Below are 21,579 nucleotides of genomic sequence, written 5' to 3'. Positions count from 1 at the left end.
ACTTATCTTGATCAAGCTATCCTGCTAGCCATTGCCGCTAGCCAGGGATTGATCGCCTTTTTCATTCGTCAAAAGGTTGTAGATGCGGATTTGCTCTTGGTCGTCAATGGTCGCTAGAGGTACCTCGTGAATATTTTGGTGCTTAGCGCGAATTTTTGCTTCCAGCCATGCAGAATCTTTGCCAAGTTGACGGAGCAGCTTGTGATTGGTAGAGCCTTCGATAATGATCGGCTTCACAAGCGAGAATGCAGCTTTATGTATGTTCATATCAGCAGCCGTCGCCGGTTGATGTTGAGGCGATACGAAAATTGAGATTGTTCCCCCAGGCTCCCACAGGGCAAGGGCGACTTTTTGAATATCTTCGATTTGTTGTTTACGCACCTCGGAGAATAGATGGTCCATGGATATTTTGGCTTTGGAAAGATTTTTTATCTGAATCTGGCCATTCTGAATGAGCGTAATTGGCGCCGGATCCAAAAAGTGCTTTAGAAAATTCCACTTCAAGCTCAGCCAAGAAGTCGCCAGATAAAGCAATACGATCGTGGCAGTTGTGGTCATAGATCCAGATAAGCCCAATTTCTCATCCGAAAGCGGGTGGGCGATGATGTTACCCAGAATGAGAGCAATGGTGAAATCCAAAAAGCGCAGCTGCGAAATGGAGCGCTGTCCCAATAGCTTCGTCGCAATGAGTAAAAACAAGTAACCGACGACCGCGCGCAGGATCCATTCGATGATTGTAAGTGATTCCTGACTATGGAAGAAATTCAAGTGGCATCACCCCTTGGCATGTAATGAAAAAGCCCAATTAACGTGCCCGGGATAGTGAATTTTTATTCATTTGTGAGCGGCTTAAAACAAAAAAGAGCACTTCATTGTGCTCTTTGATCTGATCGTCCGCGTTTCGCTACCAGATTGCAGCCCAGCATGCAGGGACGTTTTGGTAAACCGGGCCTTTTTCGGTAGTGAAGACCGCATATTTCCCTGCAGGAATCGTTGTTGTAGATAGCCCGACAGGTACATCGGTGATATCCGCTGCTTTTAATCCGATGAGCATAGTATATAAACCATTGACGCCATTCTCGTAATCCGTATATACCCCTAGCGTGGGGCTATTTGGGACGGAGTAAGGAATTTTAAAGCTCACTTGCTGCTCATAAAATGTCTGCCATAACTTCGGGATGGCACCTTGCCCCTCAGCTTCTTGGGCGTTCGAGGTTCTCGCAGAGATGCCTGTTACTTGGAATCCTTCTAAATTTACAAGGGTCGGGTTAATAAGAATCGTTCCTCCCTGGATGAGTACTTACACTAGTGGCTGCATGCCGCGCTCCAGCCAATCTTCGCGTGTTGGGCCGTAAATATCCGGCACGCGCAGGCCGGCTTGGCGCATCAAGACAATCATCTCGCCCCGATGGTGGATCTCGTGGGAGATGAGCATGCGCAGCGTAAGGCTATTGGGCCACATCATGCCGTACATATCTACGTTTTCTGTCAAGGAAGCATCCGTCCATTGGGACTGGATCGCCGCTGTCAGCCCGGCTGCTGCAGTGCGATACGTATCTGCGATGGTTTTTGCAGTGTCAGGCGCAAGCTCCTCGCCTTCAGGCGCTTCGAACTTTAGTCCGGTGCGGGACAGCATTTCATGAACGGTGGTGGCAATATGCCAGCCTAGTTGTCCGAGTGTACGGAATTCGGGAGCGATGCGCTGGGAGAGCGACTCATCAGTGAGTGTGTCCAACACGCGTTGTGTAGCTGTAGATTCATTGTTCCATTCGTTAACAAAATCTTGAATTGTCGTAAACATAAAGGCGGCCTCCTAGGATTAAGTAAATTTGCTTCATACCCCTACAATAAACCACCCCCACTGACAACATCCTGTCAGGTTTGGATCGCATACATATCTACGATTTTTTGAGCTTTGTTCTTGATGGCCTCAGCGACGTGGGCAGGTTCCAAAATACGCAGACTAGGGCCATAACTGAGCAGCATCCCATGCAGCCAAGGCTCGTCCGGTTGAAAGGCGGTGACGAGAAGCGAGCCGTCGGGCTGTTCAGCGATTTGCTCCGCCTGAAAATAGTCCTCCGCCTGAGCGCGCATGTTCGGCTGTATATGAAGCACGAGCTTGACTAGAGAAGACGAATCTTTTTTGCCCCAGCGGTAGTCGAGCAACTCGATCTGATGCTCTTTGCGAACAAACGTTCTGGATAATACTTTGAGCTCTTTCATGCGGGACAACCGGAAAACCCGAAAATCTTGGCGGAGTAAGCAGAATCCGTACAAATACCAGCCAAAGCCTTTGACCACGATCCCCATCGGCTCCGCTGTACGTACAGAGATCTCGCTCTGTGAAGTTGTATATTGAAAGGAAACGAGTTGCGATTCGCGAATGGCGGTGCGCAGGTCGCTCAGTTTTTCTTTATCGGCGCTACCGCTGCGCCATGGATTCATGTCGATAATCAGCTGATTGTTCATGGTAGCGACGGTGTTTTGCTCGGATTTGGCCACGAGTGCGCCGACCTTATCGAGCAGGCCGCCGATTTCTTGATCTCCTACACTCGAGCGGATGCCTTTTAACCCGACAATGATGGATTGCAGCTCTTCTAAAGATAGAAACTGGCGGTCCAGCCGGTACTGATCCATAATTTCATAGCCGCCGCTGTTCCCTGCGTATGATACAACAGGAATTCCGGCCTGGTTAATCGCCTCGACGTCACGGTATACCGTTCGCAAGGAAACTTCAAAGCGCTCCGAGAGCTCTTTCGCGCTTATTCGTCTCCGGTTCAGCAGCAGCATCGTAATAGCCAGCAGTCGATCAAGTTTCAAATCAAGCACCTCATCCATTCAAGTTACGTCACCATAACTTCGATTTCGGTGAGGGGAATTCCTTTTCGGAGAATGACCGGTTGATTGATCGCACTGTATGGAAGAACGCTGATTCCCGTTTTGGAAGCGATGTGCGAGTGGGGAAATGTCCATAACCAACTGAGCCCTTTGAAAAGTCAATGCTAGCTCCCGAATAGGTCATGGAAAAAATTGAAATAATAAGGCCGATTTCAAATTCATGACGAAAAGAGTGGAGCACTTTGTTCAGAAAGATCGCAAAAACCGTCCTGCATTCAGCGGTGATCAGTTTGTTTGTGGGCTGCTTGTCCTTGTGGGGGATGGGCTTCGCTATGGCTGAAGAAAATGAGGTATTGCCGCCTCCAGGGCCAAATGCGACGCAGGGGCAGCTTCTGCAGACCCGCGAGATCGATGTCACCGGCGACGGCAAGCTGGATACCGTATCCCTGGTTGGCACGAAGATGGACAGCTCAAGTCCGTACTATGCCAAGTTGTTCATAGTCGTTTCAGGCGAAGGGCAGAACCAGGTGGTGATTCCGCTGGAAGGCGGCTATGGCCCGCAAATGATGTTCTGCGATTTCAACGGGAACAAGCTGCCTGAGATTTATGTGTCGGCCGAAACGGGCGGCAGCGGAGGTCTGTCTTATTACTACCTCTATTCGCTCAAGGATAACGTGCCGACGGCGATCCCGCTTCCCGATCCGCTGCACGTGACAGCCACGTTCAAGAACAATTACGTTGTGAAATTGAAGCTGAAGGAGACCGGCAAATCCTACAAAATTGACATCAAAGAAAAGAAAGCGGATTACGACCAATTCGGCGTTTACAAGGATGGCAAGGTGGTCAAGCCGATCATCGTTGATGTCAATCCGTACGGTCTGCTGCAGCCTATCGACGTCGAACGCGACGGTGTTTGCGAGTTCAGGGGGGTACAGCGGATTACTGGGATCGCCAACGCGGATACAATTGGATACGTGAACTCGATCTGGAAGTGGAAAGACGGCAAATGGGTGCTGAAAGGCTCCTCCATCACTAAAACCTTGCAGCCTAGTCACGCAGGGCATCATTGAAAAGCAGCTAAAAAAACACCGCAGCAGCTTGAGAGAACTCGGCAAGAGTCCCAATCAAGCGGCGTGCGGTGTTTTACATTTTAAACCCAGTTGCCTTTGCGGAACAATGGCTCGCGGGTACCGTCAGCCGTGATGCCGTCGATATCCATCTCGGCGGAGCCGATCATGAAGTCGACGTGGATCAGGCTTTTGTTATAGCCGTTCTCAGCCAGCTCTTCAGGGCTCATTGCCGTTCCGCCTTCGATGTTGAACGGATAGGAATTGCCTAGCGCCACGTGGCAGGATGCATTTTCGTCGAATAAGGTATTGTAATAAATAATGCCCGATTGCGAAATCGGCGAGTCATAAGGCACAAGCGCAACCTCGCCCAAGTAGCGGGCGCCTTCATCCATATCCAGCATCTTGTTCAATACTTCTTGGCCGACTTCGGCGGTCGCTTTAACGACCTTGCCGTTCTCGAACGTCAAGCTGAAGCCGTCGATCAGCGAGCCTTGGTAGCTCAGCGGCAGCGTACTGCGAACCGTACCGTTCGTGCCGCCCCGCAGCGGCATCGTGAACACTTCCTCCGTCGGCATGTTCGGCAGGAAGAAGATACCGCTGTCCGTCGTGCTGCCGGCAGCGACCCATACATGCTTGGGCACGAGCTCGATGTAGAGATCGGTGCCAGGTGCTTGCAGGTGCAGCTGCTTGTATCTTTTGCCGTTCAGCATCTCTTGTTTGGCGGTCAGATTCTGTATGTGCGCGTTCCACGCAGCAACCGGATTTTCCGTATCCACGCGGGTAAGCTTGAAGATTTGCTCCCACAGCTTCTGGATGCGTTCCTCTTCGCTGAGGTTGGGGAATACCTTGGCGGACCACTCCGCCGTCGGGTACGAAACCATCAACCAGTTCACCTGATTGCTGCGCAAATATTTCAGGAACCCTTCGCGCGCCGTAGCAGCCGCTTTGCCGGAGATGGCGATCCGTTCCGGATCTACACCCTTGAGCAAATCCGAGTTCGGCGCGTAGATTTGTAAGAAGGCTGCGCCGCCTTTGGCCATCTCTTCCAGTCCGTTCGCCCGCCACATCGGATACTCGCGAAGCGTGGACTCCGGCGCATGCTTGAGGCGCAACGCCTTCACTTCATCGTCGTCCCAGTCAATGACAACGTCTTTGGCGCCGGCTTCGTAAGCTTTTTTCGTAATTTTACGTACGAAATCAGCGCAAGCGATCGGGGTCATAATGACCACGGTCTGGTCCTTTTGAACGTTTAATCCTACCTTAACGGCTAGCTCTGCATATTGATCCAGGTACTGCTCGAATGTCTTCATCACGCTAGCTCCTTTATATTTTAGTAAGATTTAGTGTATGATAGAAAATAAAACTTTAACCCGCGGGAGAAAGGCTGGCAAACAATGGAAACGAAAAGCGCCACACCAACAAGCACTCCATCGAATTTCATTAAGAATATTGTAATCGAAGATCTGAAAACAGGCAAAGTCAGCCAGGTTATCACCCGTTTCCCCCCGGAGCCGAACGGATACCTTCATATAGGGCATGCGAAATCGATTTGTATCAATTTCGAGTTGGCCGATGACTTCAAGGGTTTAACGAATCTTCGATTTGATGACACGAACCCCGTTAAGGAAGATACGGAATTTGTGGAAGCGATCAAGGAAGACGTGGCATGGCTTGGCTACCAATGGGACGGTCTTTTCTTTGCTTCCGACTATTTCGAAGAAATATATAATCGTGCTGTTCTGCTGATCCGTAAAGGACTCGCTTATGTCGATGACCTCAATGCGGACCAAATTCGCGAAACGCGCGGAACCTTGACCGAACCGGGGCAAAACAGCCCCTACCGGGAACGTAGTGTGGATGAGAACCTGAGCTTGTTCGAGCAAATGCGCAAGGGCGATTTCCAGAATGGCGAGAAGGTGCTCCGCGCTAAGATTGATATGGCTTCGCCGAACATTAACTTGCGGGATCCGGTCATTTACCGGATCGTTCATGCTCATCACCACAATACGGGGGATAAATGGTGCATCTACCCGATGTACGCGTTCGCGCATCCGTTAGAAGATGCGATTGAGGGCGTGTCCCACTCCATCTGTACACTTGAATTTGAAGATCAACGCCCGTTCTACGATTGGGTCATTCAAGAGTGTGAGATGCCTAGTGTACCAAGGCAATATGAATTCGTGCGCCTGAATCTGACTAACACCGTGATGAGCAAAAGAAAGCTTAAGCTGCTCGTCGATGAGAAGGCGGTTGACGGCTGGGACGATCCGCGGATGCCGACCATTTCGGGGCTTCGCCGCAGAGGGTTTACCCCAGAGGCGATTCGCAACTTCGTTCGCGAATTGGGCGTTTCCCGCGGAGGCGGAGCAAGCACGGTCGATGCCCGCATGCTCGACCACTTCATCCGCGAGGACTTGAAACTGAAGGCGCTGCGCACGATGGGCGTTCTTAATCCGCTAAAAGTTGTGATCACCAACTACCCTGAGGATCAAGTGGAGATGCTGGAAGCGGAAAATAACTCGGAAAATCCGGAAATGGGCTCCCGCCAAATTCCGTTCTCCCGCGAGATCTACATCGAGCAGGACGACTTCATGGAGAACCCGCCAAACAAATATTTCCGGTTATTTCCCGGCAACGAAGTGCGCCTGAAGAACGCTTACTTCATCAAGTGCAATGACTTCGTCAAAGACGAGAATGGCAAAGTCGTGGAGCTGCACTGCACGTATGACGTGGAGACGAAGAGCGGCAGCGGCTTCACCGGCCGTAAAGTGAAGGGCACCATCCACTGGGTGGATGCGAAAAGCGCGGTACCGGCGGAGTTCCGCCTGTATGAGCCGCTGATTCTGGACGATGAAGAGAATGAGGGCGCGTCGTTCCTGGAGAACCTCAACCCGAACTCCTTGCAAATCGTGCAAGGCTTCGTGGAAGAGAACATGAAGCAGGCGAAGCCGCATGATAAATTCCAGTTTTTCCGCCACGGCTACTTTAACGTGGACTCGAAATATACGACGGACGATCATCTGGTGTTCAACCTGATCGTGTCGCTGAAAAGCTCGTTTGAGGTGTAGAGATGAGTTTTGCCAAAAAATCCTAGTGTATACTAGGATTTTTTTCATCTTTAAGGCCGTTTTTGGCCTTTACAGATAGCTTTTGGAAGGAGTCGCCGTCTGAAAGGGCGAAAAAGGTTCTTACAGGTATAAAATTCGAGCACCATCGCAGATTTTCCATCTTTAAGGCCGTTTTTGACCTCTACAGGTATAGTTTGGCGGAAGGATCTGCCTGTAAGGACCAGAATGGATCTTACAGTGCCTAAGCCTGGGCATGCTCGTTAGATAAAGTAACTACCCTTAACTAGGAGTGAACTCATGACAACTGTGCTGGTCGTAGACGATGATCCGAATATTTGCCGGATTACGAAGTTGTATTTACAGAAGAGCGGCTATGCGGTGGAGACTGCTCATGACGGGGAGCAGGCGCTGGCGCAATTCGAAGCGCTTCGACCCGATTTCATCGTGCTGGACCTCATGCTGCCGAAGCGGGACGGATGGTCGGTCTGCCAAAAGATTCGCTCGATGAGCGATGTGCCGATCCTGATGCTGACGGCAAGAGGGCAAGTGGACGAGCGGATTGAGGGTTTGCAGATGGGCGCCGACGATTATTTGGTCAAGCCCTTTGATCCGAATGAGCTGGTCGCCCGCATCGCGACGATTTTGCGCAGGTCGACGGGGCGACCGGGTTCTTCGGCGCAAACGAACGTCTACGAAGTCGGCAGCCTGCGGCTGGATGCGACTTCGCATGAGGTCACGGTAGAAGGGCAGCAGGTCGCCCTGCCCAAAAAAGAGTACGAGCTGCTGCTCTTCCTCGTGCGCAACCCGAATCAGGTATTCACGCGGGAAGATCTCATCGCGAAGATATGGGGTTGGGACTTCGAGGGCGAGGATCGCGTCGTCGATCTCTACATCAAGCGTCTGCGGCAGAAGCTGTCCGCCATGACTGAGCGGAAAGAAGACTGGAGCATCCGCACGGTTTGGGGTGTCGGCTATAAGTTCGAGGGGCCGGACGCATGCTGAATTCTTTTTATAGTAAGCTATTATTCATTTATATCAGCATTACGATTGTGTCGATTACAGCGATCTCCGGCACGATTAGCCACTCCATGAAGCAAAAAACGTACGACCGCAGCGAGAAGCTTCTTCTGGAAAAGGTCGCCCAAGTGGAGGAGCTGACGAAGGATTTGTTCGATAATGCGATGCTCCCGAGAGATTTTCGTAAACAAATCAGCTCAATCGAGAAGACATCTAATGTTCGGATCTCGGTGATCAGGAGCCCTAAGCTGAATTCGGATAAATTCACATCGGTCGGCGAAGCGCCGGCACGCAAAGAATGGGTCGATAAGCTGTTGAGCGGGGAACCGGTTACGGTACGGAGCAGCTTTGCCCAGAACAGCAATGTGAAGATGTTGATTGTCGGCCGGCCCGTTACGCTGGACAATCGGGTCGTTGGCGGCATTTTTCTATACACGCCTATCGTGAACATCCAAAGTACGATCAATGGAATTAACCGTGCGATCTTCGTATCTGCGCTGCTTGTCAGCTTATTGGCGATAACGGTCTTATACTTCGTTTCCCGACATTTCGTGAAGCCGATTCATTCGATGAGCAGGAGGGCCGAGGCGCTGGCTATGGGGGATTTCAGCGGCAGAGTCGAGGTGCGGGGCAAGGATGAGATCGCTTCTCTCGCAGGCTCACTCAACCGGATGGCCGGTAAATTGGAAAAAGTCGAAGAGGGCCGCAAACGGTTTCTCTCCGAAATCTCCCATGAGCTGCGTACGCCGCTGACGACGATTCGCGCTTCGCTGCAAGGGATTGTCGACGGCGTCGTCGAGCCGAAGGATGCGCAAGATTTTATCCAAGTCTCGCTAGGTGAAACGATCCGGCTGAGCAATATGGTGGACGACTTGCTCCAGCTGTCTTCTTTTGAGGAGAAGAGAGTGAAGCTTGAACTGGAGCGGGTTGATGTTACGGAGCTGATGGCGCTGGTGGTGACTCAACTGAAAATGAAAGCCAAGGCCAAGCATATTGAGCTGTCTACGGAGGAGGGTAAGCCGTTTGTTATTCATGCAGACGTTGATCGGCTGAGGCAGGTTCTTATCAATTTGCTGGATAATGCGATCAATCACATTCCGGAAGGTTCTTCGGCGGGAATACGCGTGAAATCCGTGAAAAAAGAAAGCTGGATCGAAGTTTGGGACAACGGTCCGGGCATTTCACCCGATAAACTGCCGCGTCTTTTTGATCGGTTCTATAAGGCGGATGAGAGCCGCAACCGCTCTGGCGCAGGGCTGGGACTAACAATTTGCAAACATATTGTAGAGGCCCACGGAGGCACGATCCGCGTGCATTCGCAGGCGGGGCAGGGGACGGTCTTTGCGATTTTTTTGCCGGCTTCGCCGATGACAAACTTATGACATATTTATCGGGTAGTATAGGTCTCGTAAGGCAAAGACAAATACGAAACCGAGGAGCGATACTTATGTTGAAAAAATTAACAGGACTAGCTTTGGTAGGCGCAATTGCATTATCCGTTCCGGTCGCAGCGTTCGCTGCCGACACGACTACGCAAGGAGGTGCGGCTGCATCGACAAGCAGCTCCTTCCATCCTTGGAAACAGCTGCTGCAGGAAAAAGCGCAAATTCTCGGCATTTCCACCGAAGGCAAGACGAATGAGCAAATTAAAGCTGAAATCAAAGCTGCGGTAGACGAGCATCAAACAGAGCGTTTAAACAAAGCGGCTGCTAAACTTGGCATCAGCACGGACGGCAAAACCGCCGAGCAGCTCAAAACGGAAATTCAAGCGGCTGTCCTGGTGAAGCTGCAAGAGAAAGCGACGAAGCTTGGCATCAGCACCGAGGGCAAGACGAACAAGCAGCTCAAAGAAGAGATCAAAGCAGCAGCTTTAACGAAGCTGCAGGCCAAAGCGGCTGAAGCCGGCATCTCGACAGACGGCCTGACTCCGAAACAAATCCGCGAAGCTCTTGCTGAAGCCAGAGAGGCGAAAAAAGTGGAAAACCTAAACGAGCGGGCAGCCAAATTAGGCATCAGTACGGAAGGGAAAACGACGGAACAAATTTTTGCCGAAGTGGCAGCCGCACTGAAAGCGAAATGGGCGAAATTAGCCGGACAAAGTGAATAGCATTGTAACGATAAACCCTGAGGGCAGCCTCGGGGTTAAGTTTTGTTTTATCACTATTGACAGATGCAGGAAATTGTATTATTTTAATATTGACTGATTTAATCAATCAAAAACTACGAAAAGAGAAAGGAGGAATACAATATGACTCTTTTTCCATGATGCGGGTAATAGGCAGAAAAATTTTTAATCTAATATTGATTGACTTAATCAATCTAAAATATAAATAAGGGAGCGATAAACATGAATAACGTTCAAAACATGGGTAAGGCAATTGTCATCGGGGGGAGCATTGCCGGATTATTGACGGCACGCGTGCTTTCTGATTATTATGAAGAGGTTCTCATCGTGGACAAAGATGAGTTTCCCGAAGCCCCGGAAGATCGTGCGGGGACGCCGCAAGCTTTTCATCCCCATCGGTTTACGATGCGGGGTAAGCTGATCACAGATCGTTTTTTTTCAGGGTACGAAGAAGAATTGGTGGCACTGGGAGCTCCATCGTCACTGAATAAGACCGTTCATAACATGAACCCGTATGGAAGCATGATCGCGCCATATCCGCGGAACGATATCAAGTTTAGCCGAGCTGCGCTCGAGTGGGTATTGCGTGAGCGCGTGAACGCTATTGCTAATGTTCGTTTTCTTCTCAAGCACGATGTGCTTCGTTTAGTAACGACTCCCGACAAGGCAACCGTTACGGGGGTTCAGGTTCGGGAACGCGGGACGCTTGGACAGGAAAAGATACTAACGGCCGATCTGGTTATGGATACCAGCGGTCGCAATTCCAAATTGGCATCATGGCTTGAGGAATTAGGTTACGAAGTGCCGACTCCCGACCGGTTGAAAGTCGATCTCGGGTATAGTACCCGACGTTATAAAGTTCCCTCCCATCTCACGGCGCTAATAGAACAATGGGATGTCATCAACATTATGGGCCAACCTGCGAACGGGACTTTTACAGGCGTCTTTTCCTTTATCGAAAATCATATCGCAGAAGTGGTGCTTTATCGTCCGGGCGGGAACTATCCCCCTACGAATGCTGACGATTACGAACAGGCGGTTGCTCAGCTTCCAAGTCCGCTAATTACGGAAATGCTGCAAGAGCTTGAACCGATCACGGCTCCACGAGGATATCGTGTGCCGGAGCTGTACCGTCATCATTTTGAACAAATGAAGCGCTGGCCATCCGGGTTGTTAGTCTTGGGGGATGCGTTTTGCATCTATGATCCGATTTTTGGTCAAGGCATGACTGTTGCTGCGATCGAAGCGGAAATGCTGGAATCCTGCTTGCGGGAACAGCGGAATGATCCCAAGCCTCATTTTGAGCAGCGTGTACTTCAGAAACTCCAAGATGTAATCGAACCTGCCTGGTGGCTGAATTGCGCGAATGATTTGCAATGGGAAGGCGTCAAATATGTGGGTTCAGAGCCGCTCAAAGGCATTGATTTTGCTAAGAATTATATGCCTCTGTTTCTCAAGCATGCAACAACGCAGCGTGATTTTAAGCTATTCGGCATGTATTGGGCGGTGAACACGTTGTCGTTCTCACCGCGTGAAATTATAAATCCGCAAATGGTTACGACGGTACTTACAGCATCTGATGAAGGCCGGCAATTGCTTGCGAAGCTTTCACAGCAATACGGTCAGCCTCTGGAGGAAGTATTGGATCAGCTTGTTCCGTCCTTCTCTGGGGCCCCTTTTATGTCAATGAGCAAGTAATATTTCAGCAAAAGGAGTGACGGATTCATTGGCGCCTCTAAACGATGAACAATTGCACCAGATTCGCGATGAACGCAGAGAACAAATTATGGGGGCGGCCCTTAAGGTTTTTGCTAAGAGGGGCATCATCGGAACGAAAATGAGCATGATCGCAGCTGAAGCCCGTATCAGTCACGGCCTGCTCTACCACTACTTCACATCCAAAGAAGAGTTGTTTACTACGCTTGTTCAGGATGCTATGGTAAGCTCGCAAGAGGAAATGAGCAGCGTCCGTGATCTGCCGGGTTCCCCGCTTGAAAAAATAAGAGCTCTCACTAATGACATTCTTGATGAAAGCGGTACGCCGTATTTTATGCTGATTCATCAGGCTCGTACGTCCGATGGCGTTCCCGAGAAGGTGAAACAGCTCATTGAAGACTACAACATGAAGAAGTTTGTTGATCTGCTGCTTCCCGTATTTATAGAGGGGCAGCAAGCCGGAGAATTGACAGCAGGCGATCCTGAGGAGCTGATTGCCTCCTATTTATCGGTTCTTTCCGGTCTTATGGTATTGAATGCGCAAGAAATCGGCGGGTATCGGATGCCGAAAGCCGATTTCTTATTGAAGCTGATCACCTCTCCTTGATGGATACAAGACAGATTAGGATGAGAGGGCTGCTGAGGCAGCTCTTTTTTCTTTTGCGTGCATATATAGGTAAATAATGGAAATAATGACCTTTGTGTAAATTTCATATGACAAGGGAGAGTTTTATGCATTTTGTTATTGTCTTTTTCGTCATTGGGGCCACTTATCGCTGGGGGGATTGGCGGAACTGGAAGAAGTATCATCCGGCCATGATGTACTTTGCGATGGGAAATTTGCTATATCATTACCTCTGTGCCCGCCATTTATTATGGCAGCTTGTACCGGACTTTTCCCTTAGTCATAGTATAACCGAAATGATGTATACCTTTATTGTGTTCCCAGCTACGGCGCTGCTTTTTCTAAGCAATTATCCAAAGGGTGGGATGAAGGTCGTCTTTCACTATATACAATGGGTTTTCATCTACGGCGGTACGGAGTATATTTTTCACATGTTCGGGCGAATTCAGTATCAATACGGCTGGGGGTTCTGGTGGTCCCTGTTTTTTGACTGTACGATGTTCCCTATGTTGAAATTGTTTTCGGTGAAGCCCCTTCTGGCTTATCTAATTTCAGCTGTGCTTACAGTCTCCTGGGTGGTACTGTTTAAGGTTCCGGTGAATGTGCCGATTGAGCTGAGGGGGCCGTGAGGTTTGACGTGAGAAGTAATGCGTACGACCTATAGCTGATTCAGATGCAAAAAGTGCATGTGATTTGTAAGGGATTGATGCCAGTAGGCAGTTGTCCTGCAAAACCTGCAGATCATTTGACGAAAACTAGGTATCGTTTGGATATACTCAATTATCCTGCCTGTTAACAGAATAGGCCACCGTGCGATTCACCGGCAGCCAGAGAGCACATAATTATGGAGCTATCGTTCTCCGTTAACTTAATCAAAAGCTGTTACTGGTCTTCTGGGTTTATTTCTTGTAGGGATTCATCATCACCTGCTATTTCGAGTATGGCTCCAGTGAATGCGACGGCCCGCCGAGCCCGTCGCCCACCAGCTGCACGCGATTGTTTCGGCTCATCGATTGCTTATCCCTTCCCCGGACGCTGGAAATGTTGACGCGCGCGCTCAACCTCTACCCAAATCGCGCAATCCTCGACATGATCGTTGATCAACCCCATCGCTTGCATGAAGGCATACGCCGTAGTCGGCCCGACGAATTTCCAGCCCTGCTTTTTGAGCTCCTTCGATAGCGCGATCGATTGCGCTGAGATCGATACGGTCTGCGGCTTTGCCAGCTGACTCCGGTCCGGCTCGTACCGCCAGATGAAGGCGGCCAGCGAGCCTTCCCGTTTGATGAGCTCCTGCACCCGCCGCGCATTGTTAATAACCGCTTCGATCTTGCCGCGATGTCGGACGATGCCTTCATCCCCGAGCAGACGGTCGAGGTCACGCTCCGTATAACGTGCGATCCGATCGAAGTCAAAATTATGGAACGCAGCACGGAAGTTCTCGCGTTTCACAAGGATAGTGCGCCAACTCAATCCAGATTGGAAGCCCTCCAGACTTAGCTTCTCAAACAACCGACGATCGTCGCTGACCGGAAATCCCCATTCGGTATCGTGATAATAGAGAAACTCCGGCGCGGCGCCGCACCAGCGGCAGCGCGGGTTACCATCATGTCCCACTGTCGTAGCGTTCATGTGTCCCCACCTGTTTCGTGTGTGCAACCTGCGCGGCGCTCGCCATTCAAGCTCAACCAGTCATACATCTGCTCGACCTCACGCTTGATGAACTTCTCATCCCGAAACGCTTGCGCCAGCGTGGCGACGCCCTGGCTTCGGGCAAGGAGATGCATCGCCAGCTCGTCGGCGTCTCTTTCTCGGCCGAGCAGCGCGAACTGGCGGCTCAACCAGGTCCGAAACAAGGAAAACAGCTCGTTCGCCTCCGCCTGCGAGGCATGATTCAGCTTCGCCAGTTCCGTGCACAGCGTGCCGACCGGGCAACCGTACATTTTGATATCAGCCTGGTTCGCGATCAGAATATGGATAAAACTCTTGATGCGATCCTCGGGCCGCTCTCCTTCGCCTTCCCATTGCACCAGCATGTTCCGAGTATTCTCCAACCGTAATTGGATCACGGCAGACAGAATTTCGTCCTTCGATTTGAAGTGATAATAGAAGTTCCCCTTGGTAATTTTTACGGAATCGGCAATATCCGAAAAGGATGTATGCTCGTAACCGCGCTGATAGAACAGCCGGTCTGCCGATTCGACGATGTGCTCACGAGTTATTTTACCCTTCATGTCTAACACCTCCGTAGCCGACCATGCCTTCAAGGTCAGTCGGCTTGCTCTTATGCTTCCCCACCGAGGTAGAAGGAATAGTCGATGTAACCTGCTCCGCCGCCTTGGTAGAACGTGGCCCGATCGGCTTCATTTAATGGAAGGCCCTCTCGATAACGGCGCACCAGATCCGGATTGGCCAAGAATGGGGTTCCAAAAGCAACCAAATCCGCAGTGCCGCTACGTACCGCCGTTTGGGCACGTGCCAAGTCATAGCCGTTGTTAGCGATATACGGGCCGGCAAACTTCGAACGCAAGGCGCGATAATCCAGTTCACTGTTCTTCGTCATCATATCGCCTTCGAGCACATGCACATACGCTAAACCGCGCGGACTCAATTGCTCGACGAAATACGCGAAGTGCGTCTGCGGGTTGGAATCCGACATCGAGTTGAACCGATTCTCCGGGGTCAAGCGTACGCCTACGCGCTGCGCCGGCCACACCGCACAAACCGCATCGAGGACTTCGTTCAACAGGCGCATACGATTCGGCACGCTGCCTCCATACGCGTCGGTGCGGCGGTTGCTGCCGTCGCGGAGGAACTGATCGATCACATAACCGTTGGCACCATGCACCTCCACGCCATCAAAGCCCGCGTGTTTGGCCATCTCGGCGGCGCGTTTGAACTGCTCTACAATCCTCGGAATTTCAGAGGTCTCAAGTGTGCGTGGTGTCTCAAAATCGTGCATGCCGGTATATGTAAAGACTTGTCCCTCCGGTCGCAGCGCCGATGGAGCCACTGGCGTCACGTTGCCTGGCAGCAAGCTCGGGTGGGAAATCCGCCCGCAATGCTGCAACTGAAGAAAGATACGGCCGCCGCCCGAGTGTACCGCATCGGTCACGCGAAGCCAGCTAGCAGCTTGGGTATCCGTGTAGATCCCTGGGGTAAACGGGTATCCGACCGCCTCCGGTGAAACGGGGACAGACTCCGTGATGATGAGACCGGCACTGGCGCGTTGTTGATAGTAGGTCACCATCATTGGTGGAACGACACCGTTTGCATCAGCTCGATTGCGAGTCATCGGTGCCATGACCATCCGATTGGCCAGTGTCAGATCACCCAGTTGAACAGGCTTAAATAAATCTTTTGACATCATGATCTCATCTCCTTCAAAATTTTGCAATAAAATTAGGACGACCGTCCAATTCATAAAGATATTAGCACGATCGTCCTAATTCGTCAATCGAAAAAGGGCCGCAACAGGTTGCTGTCTTACAACCCGTTACAGCCCTCCAACCGGAGTAACCCGGATAATCGGCTACTCCCAAAACCTCATTCGCATACCCGTGCCGCTCCCATTAACCAAATTGCTGGCCTTTGATCAACTCAACCTGAATTCAGTGCCACTTCACCGACTTGCAGGTGTACATATCACGTGAAGCGCCACGCTACCGCAGTGAGATAGAACAACCCATCGCCCCTGTGATCGGCTATATTCTGACGTTGGCTATCGCGCCCGTACATGATACGATCAAAGGGAAAGAGGTAAGAGATCAAGGGACGATGGAGGTCGAAACGTCATGCAAACGATTCGAAACATGTTCGCGCACATGGATTGGGCGAACCGCCGTCTGCTCGATGCGCTGCAAGCCGCGCCAGCAGACGAAGTAGGCAAGGCAGCGACGCTGTTCCTGCACCTGCTCCAAGCGGAGAGCATCTGGCTGAAACGGCTGCGCGGCGAGAGCAGTGAGGGTCTCGCGCTATGGGAGGATAATGCGGATCCGGCCGCCTGCGCTGTGCTGATCGAGGCGAACGGAAACGGCTTCCGTGCTTGGCTTGACGCCCTGCCCGAAGATTGGCTAGACAAGCCGATCGCGTATCGCAGTCAGGCCGGAGCGCCGTTCGAGTCGTCCGCGCGGGACATTTTGATACATGTCGCCATGCACGGCCAGTACCACCGCGGCCAGATCAACACCGCGCTCCGTAAGGGCGGATTCGAGCCATCCGCCGTGGATTACATCCTATACGTGCGACTCGGTGGATAACAGCCCGTTAGCTTAATAAAAACAAGGAGCAGCTCCCTCGACAGATCTGCTCCTTGTTTTGTTATTCATTTGCTACTCGGCCGATAATTTCTTTAATATATTTTTTCAACTGGATACTAATTTCTGAACGCATAACATCACGAGTCATCCCAAAACGATCCTCATAACCTCGACATAGAAACCGGTGATACACGATCAAATCCGCATGTTCGTCATTGATGATTTTTATGTTACGCTTAATCAACTCACGCCGTATATCATACATATCTTTGCTTATTTTGTTCATAACCGCTTGACCGGCAGCTAGATAAAGCTGCTTTAGAAGGTTAGGACTGCGCTCAATGTCATCAATGCTCTTTTGTACCATCGTAAGCATGTGAGGTAGTAAGATATAGTCGCGGATCATATTTAGCTCCTCTGATGTGGGTCGAGACTTCTTTGTGGGATCATTTCGACTTTCATATTGCTCTTGATGTTCGGTGAGCAGCATCTTTGATTTCCACCGCTCATTACCGTCTAGTTTGCTCATTTATAATGACCTCCGATCTGTTCTGCTCGTTCTCGTGCTACTCCAGCTGTTAATAAAGAGGATGCCCGCATAATAGCGGCACTGCCAAATCGATCCTTGATTTCATCAGTCGCTCTTTCCAAGCCGTATGCTTTCTCTCGATCCTCGAATAACGTAAGCTGATAGACGCTATCGTCCACCAACTGAGTAAGCGAAATATGCAAGTGACTGACGGGCATACCACTCCAATATTTATGAAATATCCCGAGAGCTGCTGCCGCTACTTCGTGAGAAAGCGACGTAGGTTGCTGCAGCGTTACCTGCCGACTAAATCCTGTAGACCGCACCCCATCGGTCTCCGCTGCACCAACGGTCACCACCTGGCCCATGTATCCGTGTTTTCTACTGCGGCGGCAGACCTCCACGACCAACTCTAAAAGGACAACCTCAATATCTTCAAGCTTACGATAAAGGCTGCTTCGCAGCGCCTTACCATGGCTAATTGATTTCAATTTGTTACGAATGCTTGGTACAACCGGGCTTGGATCGATGCCCCGCGCCGTCTGCCAATAGTATTCCGCTTGAATATCGCTTTGCTTCCCCATCTCAAAGCGCATGCGTCGTTTGAATTCAGCCAATTCTAATCGTGCTATGTCACCAATCGTATTCAATCCCATCCTTATAAAATGACGAGTCATCCGCGATGCGACCATAAACATTTGGTGTACGGGCAGCGGCCACAAAGCAGATTCAATATTGTCAAAGCCGAGTTTGAAGATACCTTCGGGCCTTTTTTTGGCGAAATTGTCCGTGGCCATCTTGGCTAATATTTTTGTTGGTCCGATTCCGCAGCGAGTCCAAACCCCAGTCGACAGCAGCACGCGAGATTGGATTTGTCGTGCGATTTCTTCCGGAGAACCAAAACATGAAGTAGAGCCGGTAACATCGAGAAATTGTTCATCAATGCTGTAAGGTTCAACCTGATCAGTAAACGACTCGAAGATCTCACTAATGAATAGGGATATGGTAATGTAGGTCTGCATTCTCGGCCGAATGACGTTTAAATCCGGGCATTTTGCAAGCGCCTCACCTACCCTTTCAGCCGTCGTCACCCCACGAGACTTGGCAATTGGGCAGGCCGCGAGAATGATGCCTGACCGACGCGCAGGATCGCCTACGGCTACCGGTTTATCTTTTAGCTCCGGATGAGCAGCCTTTTCGATAGAAGCGTAGAATGATTGGCCGTCGACCAGAAAAATCGTTCGTTCAGGCATAGCGCTTCACTGCCTGTACAGCCATGATCCGATCGATTCGAAACACACGAGGCGCTTTGGCAGTGAGGCAATATGCTTTAACCATATCGGCATTGACGGAATCAACACGAATATGGCGTTTAGTGAATATGCCTTTACTGTCCAAGTAAATAATTTCGATGATACGTCCAATATGCCTATGCATAGTTTCGCCCTCCAATACATAGAAGCTCTGGCAATCCGCGAGAAATATAACCCTTTCACGTTGTTCCCTCATCCCAGCCGCCTCCGCATATTCATCAGCGTGTTCATCAATTCGGCTTTGACCAGACTGCGGAGCATAGTGAAATGGTGGATGTAGCCGCGAACTTTGTATTCCACCTGAATGCCGGATGCATTCATTTCCGTATTCAACACCTTAATATCTCGTTTTTTCATCGTACTCTTAATGCTTTGCAGCTCCGGATAAATGGAATGCTCCACTTCCCTCAGATAAAAAAGGACATGATTGAACACGATTTTATCCTTATAGATGCCTAGTTCTTCGATATCTCTCGCTAACATATCCAGCAAAATGGGCAGCAATGTGTACTCCTTGATGATTTGAATATCCTCTTCCGTTTCGATTCTTGGATTAACACTCATATTTACACCACCATAATGCGAACGTATATTCTCTTTTATTATACTCATTTTAGCGAACAAATATTCGTATTTCAATGTATTCAATTGGAAATTTTTTTGTGAGGGCATGATGCTAAAATAAATTGACCCTAGTACCGTGTAAGGCTCTAGGGTTAATTACTAAGTATGACTACCGAAAAATGACATTCATGTTTGAATTACTCTTCTAACTACATATCGGGCATCGTCCCCGACTCCACGCAGCGTTGCGGAAGCAATGGATCTTTGTCCCGAAAGGCCGACAAAATACAATCCCGTTGTAGCATTACTCACTCCAATCTTATGCCGCGGAAATCCTCGACCATCCAAAGCATTCAAGCCCGACAAAAACGATAAATTAGGCTGAAACCCAGTAGCAAAAATAACCGAATCCACTTTCTCTCGCTCCCCGTCACTCCAAATAACACCATCCTCGTACATCGAAGCGAACATTGGTTTTTGATTTGGGTTCCCACTCTCTAATCGCCGCTTGAACCCTGCAGAATCGATAACAGCAGTTGGTTCAGGCACGGGACGGCCAAATAAAGGAAACGGGAATTTATCTAACCCCGTAGTGATCAGCCAAAAATGCAGATCGCGCCCGAACTTGACCTGAGGAATGAGTTTAACCGGCGTTCGAACCGCGAGGGTTGTATTTGACACTTCTGTGAGCTCAATACCAATCTGGACTGCTGAATTTCCGCTCCCGACAACAATAACACGTTGACCTTGATAGGGTGCAGTATTCCTATACGCGGAGGAATGAATAACTTCGCCTTGAAAGTCTGCTATTCCAGGTATGTCAGGTATATGGGGTCTATGAAAAGAGCCCGTTGCACATATAACGGATTCAGCTTCAAGAACCTCTCCATCTGTTGTGCTAACATAAAACGTCCCATTTATTTTCTCCACTTTTTCAACACGAGTGTTTGTCTTTACCGGCATATGATACCGTGAAGCATATTCTCTAAGGTATGAAATCACTTCATCACGCGAGGGATAACGACTCCCCCTACCTGGGAATGGAAACCCCGGCAAAGAAGAATACTTTGCAGGCGAGAACAATTTCAAGCTGTCGTAGTAATGCGGCCAAGATCCTACTGGTTCAGGACCTGCTTCAAGAATGACAAATGAAAGACCATATTTTCTAAGGTAATACCCCGCAGCAAGGCCTGCTTGCCCTCCACCGATGACTATGGTTTGATACATAACTGTCACACAACCTACTCTTTATTATTTTTGTGTTACATGAAATTGTTAATAATTGATATTTGCAATTAATATCCCGAAAAGAACTCCTCATCAAAGAGGAGAAAAATTTGAAAATATTCTGTGATGAAACTCATTACGATTCAATCGAGGTTTTCTTGAATAACCCTTTCTACGATCACACAATCGATCCATCGACCATCCAATTTGCCATGCTTTTCATAGACTCCTACCTCCCGAAAACCGCAACTCTGGCACAATTTTCTGCTTGCATGGTTAAAATCGAAAATGCGGGAGACTAGCTTCCAATAACCCAATTTCGTGCACACTTCAACTAATGATACCAGGAGCTGTTTTCCAAATCCTTTTCCCCTGTAATCCTCATGGAGATAGATTGAAAACTCACCAACACCTTGATAACACTGCCTTGAACGATAGGGAGAAACTGATGCCCAGCCGATCACTGCGCCATTCATTTCGCCAACAAGAATCGGGTGGTGTTCGCCTTGTCCTTCAATCCATTGTCTCCGATCTTCTTCTGTCCTTGGCGCGGTCTCGAATGTAGAATTTCTTTCGTTTATAACCGAATGGTTATAGATGGCTGCTAATGTAGCAGCGTCGTTCGATACAGCTCGCCTCACTTGAATTTTCAATCTAATCAACTCCCAAATAATAAAATGAATTTGAATCTAATTCATAATGAAATAATTGATTTTTGCAAGTATTGTCTAAAAACAATCTCCTCATTTTAAGAGGAGGAGCAACAGTTTTCTCTTTGATTCATAGCCTGACTCAAATAACCTAAGCTTTCGATAACTTGATCACGCTTATCTTCTGGTATGAGCTGCAAGATCCCTTGAACGTAATCCTCCATTGTCTTGGATATGGCTTGGTGCTGCTCTTCACCATTCGGGGTTAAAGAAAGCACTACATACCGTCGATCTTTAGGATCAGGGGTTCTAAGCACCATCTTGAGCTCAACCAATTGCTGTATTTGCCTGCTGATTGTACTTGTATCAGTGAATAGAATTTGGGCCAAATCATTTAAAGCAATTTTAGGATGCTTCATTAACTCATAGATGATATGGCTTTGGATGACGGAAATACCGCAGCACTGCGCGCCATCTTTTTGAAGCAGACCGAACTTTCGAACGAGTAACTGAAGCATTTCCCTCATATCTGGGAATTGTGGATTATTATTCATATTAGATCACCTAAATACTTTATA

The 21,579-nt window shown here is 49.5% G+C and carries 24 protein-coding genes; 9 read left to right on the top strand and 15 right to left on the bottom strand.

Annotated features, from left to right (window positions below):
* Nucleotides 1–24: 24 nt before the first annotated feature.
* From ICC18_RS18270 to ICC18_RS18255, 4 genes are all read right to left on the bottom strand, one after another.
* A complete protein-coding gene (locus tag ICC18_RS18270; RefSeq protein WP_188175876.1) occupies nucleotides 25–768 on the bottom strand; it encodes a DUF421 domain-containing protein in 744 nt (247 codons plus the stop codon).
* A gap of 136 nt (nucleotides 769–904) precedes the next feature.
* Nucleotides 905–1,273, bottom strand: coding sequence for a GyrI-like domain-containing protein (locus ICC18_RS18265; protein ID WP_312029560.1), 369 nt, complete (start codon nucleotides 1,271–1,273; stop codon nucleotides 905–907).
* A gap of 27 nt (nucleotides 1,274–1,300) precedes the next feature.
* Nucleotides 1,301–1,801, bottom strand: coding sequence for a DinB family protein (locus ICC18_RS18260; RefSeq protein ID WP_188175875.1), 501 nt, complete (start codon nucleotides 1,799–1,801; stop codon nucleotides 1,301–1,303).
* 74 nt (nucleotides 1,802–1,875) lie between these two features.
* Nucleotides 1,876–2,820, bottom strand: a complete 945-nt coding sequence (locus tag ICC18_RS18255) for a helix-turn-helix transcriptional regulator (protein ID WP_223192677.1) — start codon at nucleotides 2,818–2,820, stop codon at nucleotides 1,876–1,878.
* 260 nt (nucleotides 2,821–3,080) lie between these two features.
* On the opposite strand from ICC18_RS18255, the gene ICC18_RS18250 reads away from it, so the two are divergent.
* The gene (locus tag ICC18_RS18250) at nucleotides 3,081–3,908 is read left to right on the top strand and encodes a YybI family spore inner coat protein (RefSeq protein WP_188175873.1); all 828 of its coding nucleotides are present in this window, start codon (nucleotides 3,081–3,083) and stop codon (nucleotides 3,906–3,908) included.
* A gap of 80 nt (nucleotides 3,909–3,988) precedes the next feature.
* On the opposite strand, the gene ICC18_RS18245 is transcribed toward ICC18_RS18250, so the two are convergent.
* Nucleotides 3,989–5,218, bottom strand: coding sequence for an aminopeptidase (locus ICC18_RS18245; protein WP_188175872.1), 1,230 nt, complete (start codon nucleotides 5,216–5,218; stop codon nucleotides 3,989–3,991).
* 84 nt (nucleotides 5,219–5,302) lie between these two features.
* Between ICC18_RS18245 and ICC18_RS18240 the strand changes: the two genes are divergently transcribed.
* The 7 genes from ICC18_RS18240 (at nucleotide 5,303) to ICC18_RS18210 (ending at nucleotide 13,088) form a co-directional block, all read left to right on the top strand.
* Nucleotides 5,303–6,976: a glutamine--tRNA ligase/YqeY domain fusion protein gene (locus ICC18_RS18240; protein WP_188175871.1), complete on the top strand. Its 1,674-nt coding sequence runs from the start codon at nucleotides 5,303–5,305 to the stop codon at nucleotides 6,974–6,976.
* A 297-nt stretch (nucleotides 6,977–7,273) separates the two neighbouring features.
* Nucleotides 7,274–7,978 (top strand): response regulator transcription factor, encoded by a 705-nt coding sequence (locus tag ICC18_RS18235; RefSeq protein WP_188175870.1) that lies wholly within the window; start codon nucleotides 7,274–7,276, stop codon nucleotides 7,976–7,978.
* Complete coding sequence (locus ICC18_RS18230; RefSeq protein WP_188175869.1) at nucleotides 7,972–9,375, top strand: sensor histidine kinase; 1,404 nt, start codon at nucleotides 7,972–7,974, stop codon at nucleotides 9,373–9,375. Before ICC18_RS18235 ends, ICC18_RS18230 begins: the two co-directional genes overlap by 7 nt.
* A 65-nt stretch (nucleotides 9,376–9,440) precedes the next feature.
* A complete protein-coding gene (locus ICC18_RS18225) occupies nucleotides 9,441–10,100 on the top strand; it encodes a hypothetical protein (RefSeq protein WP_188175868.1) in 660 nt (219 codons plus the stop codon).
* A 240-nt stretch (nucleotides 10,101–10,340) separates the two neighbouring features.
* A complete protein-coding gene (locus ICC18_RS18220; protein ID WP_188175867.1) occupies nucleotides 10,341–11,816 on the top strand; it encodes an FAD-dependent oxidoreductase in 1,476 nt (491 codons plus the stop codon).
* A gap of 28 nt (nucleotides 11,817–11,844) precedes the next feature.
* Nucleotides 11,845–12,441 carry a TetR/AcrR family transcriptional regulator gene (locus ICC18_RS18215; RefSeq protein ID WP_188175866.1) on the top strand — a complete coding sequence of 199 codons (597 nt, stop codon included), beginning with the start codon at nucleotides 11,845–11,847 and terminating at the stop codon, nucleotides 12,439–12,441.
* Nucleotides 12,442–12,566: 125 nt separating this feature from the next.
* A complete protein-coding gene (locus ICC18_RS18210; RefSeq protein WP_188175865.1) occupies nucleotides 12,567–13,088 on the top strand; it encodes a CBO0543 family protein in 522 nt (173 codons plus the stop codon).
* Nucleotides 13,089–13,476: 388 nt separating this feature from the next.
* On the opposite strand, the gene ICC18_RS18205 is transcribed toward ICC18_RS18210, so the two are convergent.
* From ICC18_RS18205 to ICC18_RS18195, 3 genes are read right to left on the bottom strand one after another with little or no spacing between them, the layout of a single operon-like run.
* Entirely contained in the window at nucleotides 13,477–14,091 is a 615-nt protein-coding gene (locus tag ICC18_RS18205; protein WP_188175864.1) for a DNA-3-methyladenine glycosylase I, read from the bottom strand.
* The gene (locus ICC18_RS18200) at nucleotides 14,088–14,693 is read right to left on the bottom strand and encodes a TetR/AcrR family transcriptional regulator (RefSeq protein WP_188175863.1); all 606 of its coding nucleotides are present in this window, start codon (nucleotides 14,691–14,693) and stop codon (nucleotides 14,088–14,090) included. The genes ICC18_RS18205 and ICC18_RS18200 overlap by 4 nt, the downstream gene beginning before the upstream one ends.
* 50 nt (nucleotides 14,694–14,743) lie before the next feature.
* The gene (locus ICC18_RS18195; RefSeq protein ID WP_223192676.1) at nucleotides 14,744–15,829 is read right to left on the bottom strand and encodes an alkene reductase; all 1,086 of its coding nucleotides are present in this window, start codon (nucleotides 15,827–15,829) and stop codon (nucleotides 14,744–14,746) included.
* A 424-nt stretch (nucleotides 15,830–16,253) separates the two neighbouring features.
* On the opposite strand from ICC18_RS18195, the gene ICC18_RS18190 reads away from it, so the two are divergent.
* Nucleotides 16,254–16,718, top strand: coding sequence for a DinB family protein (locus ICC18_RS18190; protein WP_188175862.1), 465 nt, complete (start codon nucleotides 16,254–16,256; stop codon nucleotides 16,716–16,718).
* Between the two features lie 61 nt (nucleotides 16,719–16,779).
* Here ICC18_RS18190 and ICC18_RS18185 read toward each other — a convergent pair whose 3' ends face one another.
* From ICC18_RS18185 to ICC18_RS18155, 7 genes are all read right to left on the bottom strand, one after another.
* Nucleotides 16,780–17,247, bottom strand: a complete 468-nt coding sequence (locus ICC18_RS18185) for a YhjD family protein (RefSeq protein ID WP_188175861.1) — start codon at nucleotides 17,245–17,247, stop codon at nucleotides 16,780–16,782.
* Nucleotides 17,244–18,500, bottom strand: coding sequence for a DNA polymerase IV (locus tag ICC18_RS18180; RefSeq protein WP_188175860.1), 1,257 nt, complete (start codon nucleotides 18,498–18,500; stop codon nucleotides 17,244–17,246). The genes ICC18_RS18185 and ICC18_RS18180 overlap by 4 nt, the downstream gene beginning before the upstream one ends.
* Nucleotides 18,493–18,684: a hypothetical protein gene (locus ICC18_RS18175; protein ID WP_188175859.1), complete on the bottom strand. Its 192-nt coding sequence runs from the start codon at nucleotides 18,682–18,684 to the stop codon at nucleotides 18,493–18,495. Before ICC18_RS18175 ends, ICC18_RS18180 begins: the two co-directional genes overlap by 8 nt.
* A gap of 68 nt (nucleotides 18,685–18,752) precedes the next feature.
* Complete coding sequence (locus ICC18_RS18170; RefSeq protein ID WP_188175858.1) at nucleotides 18,753–19,124, bottom strand: YhjD family protein; 372 nt, start codon at nucleotides 19,122–19,124, stop codon at nucleotides 18,753–18,755.
* Between the two features lie 186 nt (nucleotides 19,125–19,310).
* Nucleotides 19,311–20,351: an NAD(P)-binding domain-containing protein gene (locus ICC18_RS18165; RefSeq protein ID WP_188175857.1), complete on the bottom strand. Its 1,041-nt coding sequence runs from the start codon at nucleotides 20,349–20,351 to the stop codon at nucleotides 19,311–19,313.
* 143 nt (nucleotides 20,352–20,494) lie between these two features.
* The gene (locus ICC18_RS18160; RefSeq protein WP_223192675.1) at nucleotides 20,495–21,004 is read right to left on the bottom strand and encodes an arsinothricin resistance N-acetyltransferase ArsN1 family A; all 510 of its coding nucleotides are present in this window, start codon (nucleotides 21,002–21,004) and stop codon (nucleotides 20,495–20,497) included.
* 95 nt (nucleotides 21,005–21,099) lie between these two features.
* Nucleotides 21,100–21,555 (bottom strand): MarR family winged helix-turn-helix transcriptional regulator, encoded by a 456-nt coding sequence (locus ICC18_RS18155; RefSeq protein WP_188175856.1) that lies wholly within the window; start codon nucleotides 21,553–21,555, stop codon nucleotides 21,100–21,102.
* Between the last annotated feature and the right edge of the window lie 24 nt (nucleotides 21,556–21,579).

It is taken from the genome of Paenibacillus sedimenti, from assembly GCF_014534655.1.
Classification (GTDB): Bacteria; Bacillota; Bacilli; order Paenibacillales; family NBRC-103111; genus Paenibacillus_E; species Paenibacillus_E sedimenti.
This window is presented reverse-complemented; position numbering and strand designations above follow the sequence as displayed.

Coding starts and splice junctions, on each gene's coding strand:
- ICC18_RS18260 (WP_188175875.1), bottom strand. CDS start 1,801: ATGTTTACGACAATTCAAGATTTTGTTAACGAATGGAACAATGAATCT.
- ICC18_RS18245 (WP_188175872.1), bottom strand. CDS start 5,218: ATGAAGACATTCGAGCAGTACCTGGATCAATATGCAGAGCTAGCCGTT.
- ICC18_RS18240 (WP_188175871.1), top strand. CDS start 5,303: ATGGAAACGAAAAGCGCCACACCAACAAGCACTCCATCGAATTTCATT.
- ICC18_RS18235 (WP_188175870.1), top strand. CDS start 7,274: ATGACAACTGTGCTGGTCGTAGACGATGATCCGAATATTTGCCGGATT.
- ICC18_RS18230 (WP_188175869.1), top strand. CDS start 7,972: ATGCTGAATTCTTTTTATAGTAAGCTATTATTCATTTATATCAGCATT.
- ICC18_RS18225 (WP_188175868.1), top strand. CDS start 9,441: ATGTTGAAAAAATTAACAGGACTAGCTTTGGTAGGCGCAATTGCATTA.
- ICC18_RS18220 (WP_188175867.1), top strand. CDS start 10,341: ATGAATAACGTTCAAAACATGGGTAAGGCAATTGTCATCGGGGGGAGC.
- ICC18_RS18210 (WP_188175865.1), top strand. CDS start 12,567: ATGCATTTTGTTATTGTCTTTTTCGTCATTGGGGCCACTTATCGCTGG.
- ICC18_RS18205 (WP_188175864.1), bottom strand. CDS start 14,091: ATGAACGCTACGACAGTGGGACATGATGGTAACCCGCGCTGCCGCTGG.
- ICC18_RS18200 (WP_188175863.1), bottom strand. CDS start 14,693: ATGAAGGGTAAAATAACTCGTGAGCACATCGTCGAATCGGCAGACCGG.
- ICC18_RS18195 (WP_223192676.1), bottom strand. CDS start 15,829: ATGATGTCAAAAGATTTATTTAAGCCTGTTCAACTGGGTGATCTGACA.
- ICC18_RS18190 (WP_188175862.1), top strand. CDS start 16,254: ATGCAAACGATTCGAAACATGTTCGCGCACATGGATTGGGCGAACCGC.
- ICC18_RS18185 (WP_188175861.1), bottom strand. CDS start 17,247: ATGAGCAAACTAGACGGTAATGAGCGGTGGAAATCAAAGATGCTGCTC.
- ICC18_RS18180 (WP_188175860.1), bottom strand. CDS start 18,500: ATGCCTGAACGAACGATTTTTCTGGTCGACGGCCAATCATTCTACGCT.
- ICC18_RS18175 (WP_188175859.1), bottom strand. CDS start 18,684: ATGCATAGGCATATTGGACGTATCATCGAAATTATTTACTTGGACAGT.
- ICC18_RS18170 (WP_188175858.1), bottom strand. CDS start 19,124: ATGAGTGTTAATCCAAGAATCGAAACGGAAGAGGATATTCAAATCATC.
- ICC18_RS18165 (WP_188175857.1), bottom strand. CDS start 20,351: ATGTATCAAACCATAGTCATCGGTGGAGGGCAAGCAGGCCTTGCTGCG.
- ICC18_RS18155 (WP_188175856.1), bottom strand. CDS start 21,555: ATGAATAATAATCCACAATTCCCAGATATGAGGGAAATGCTTCAGTTA.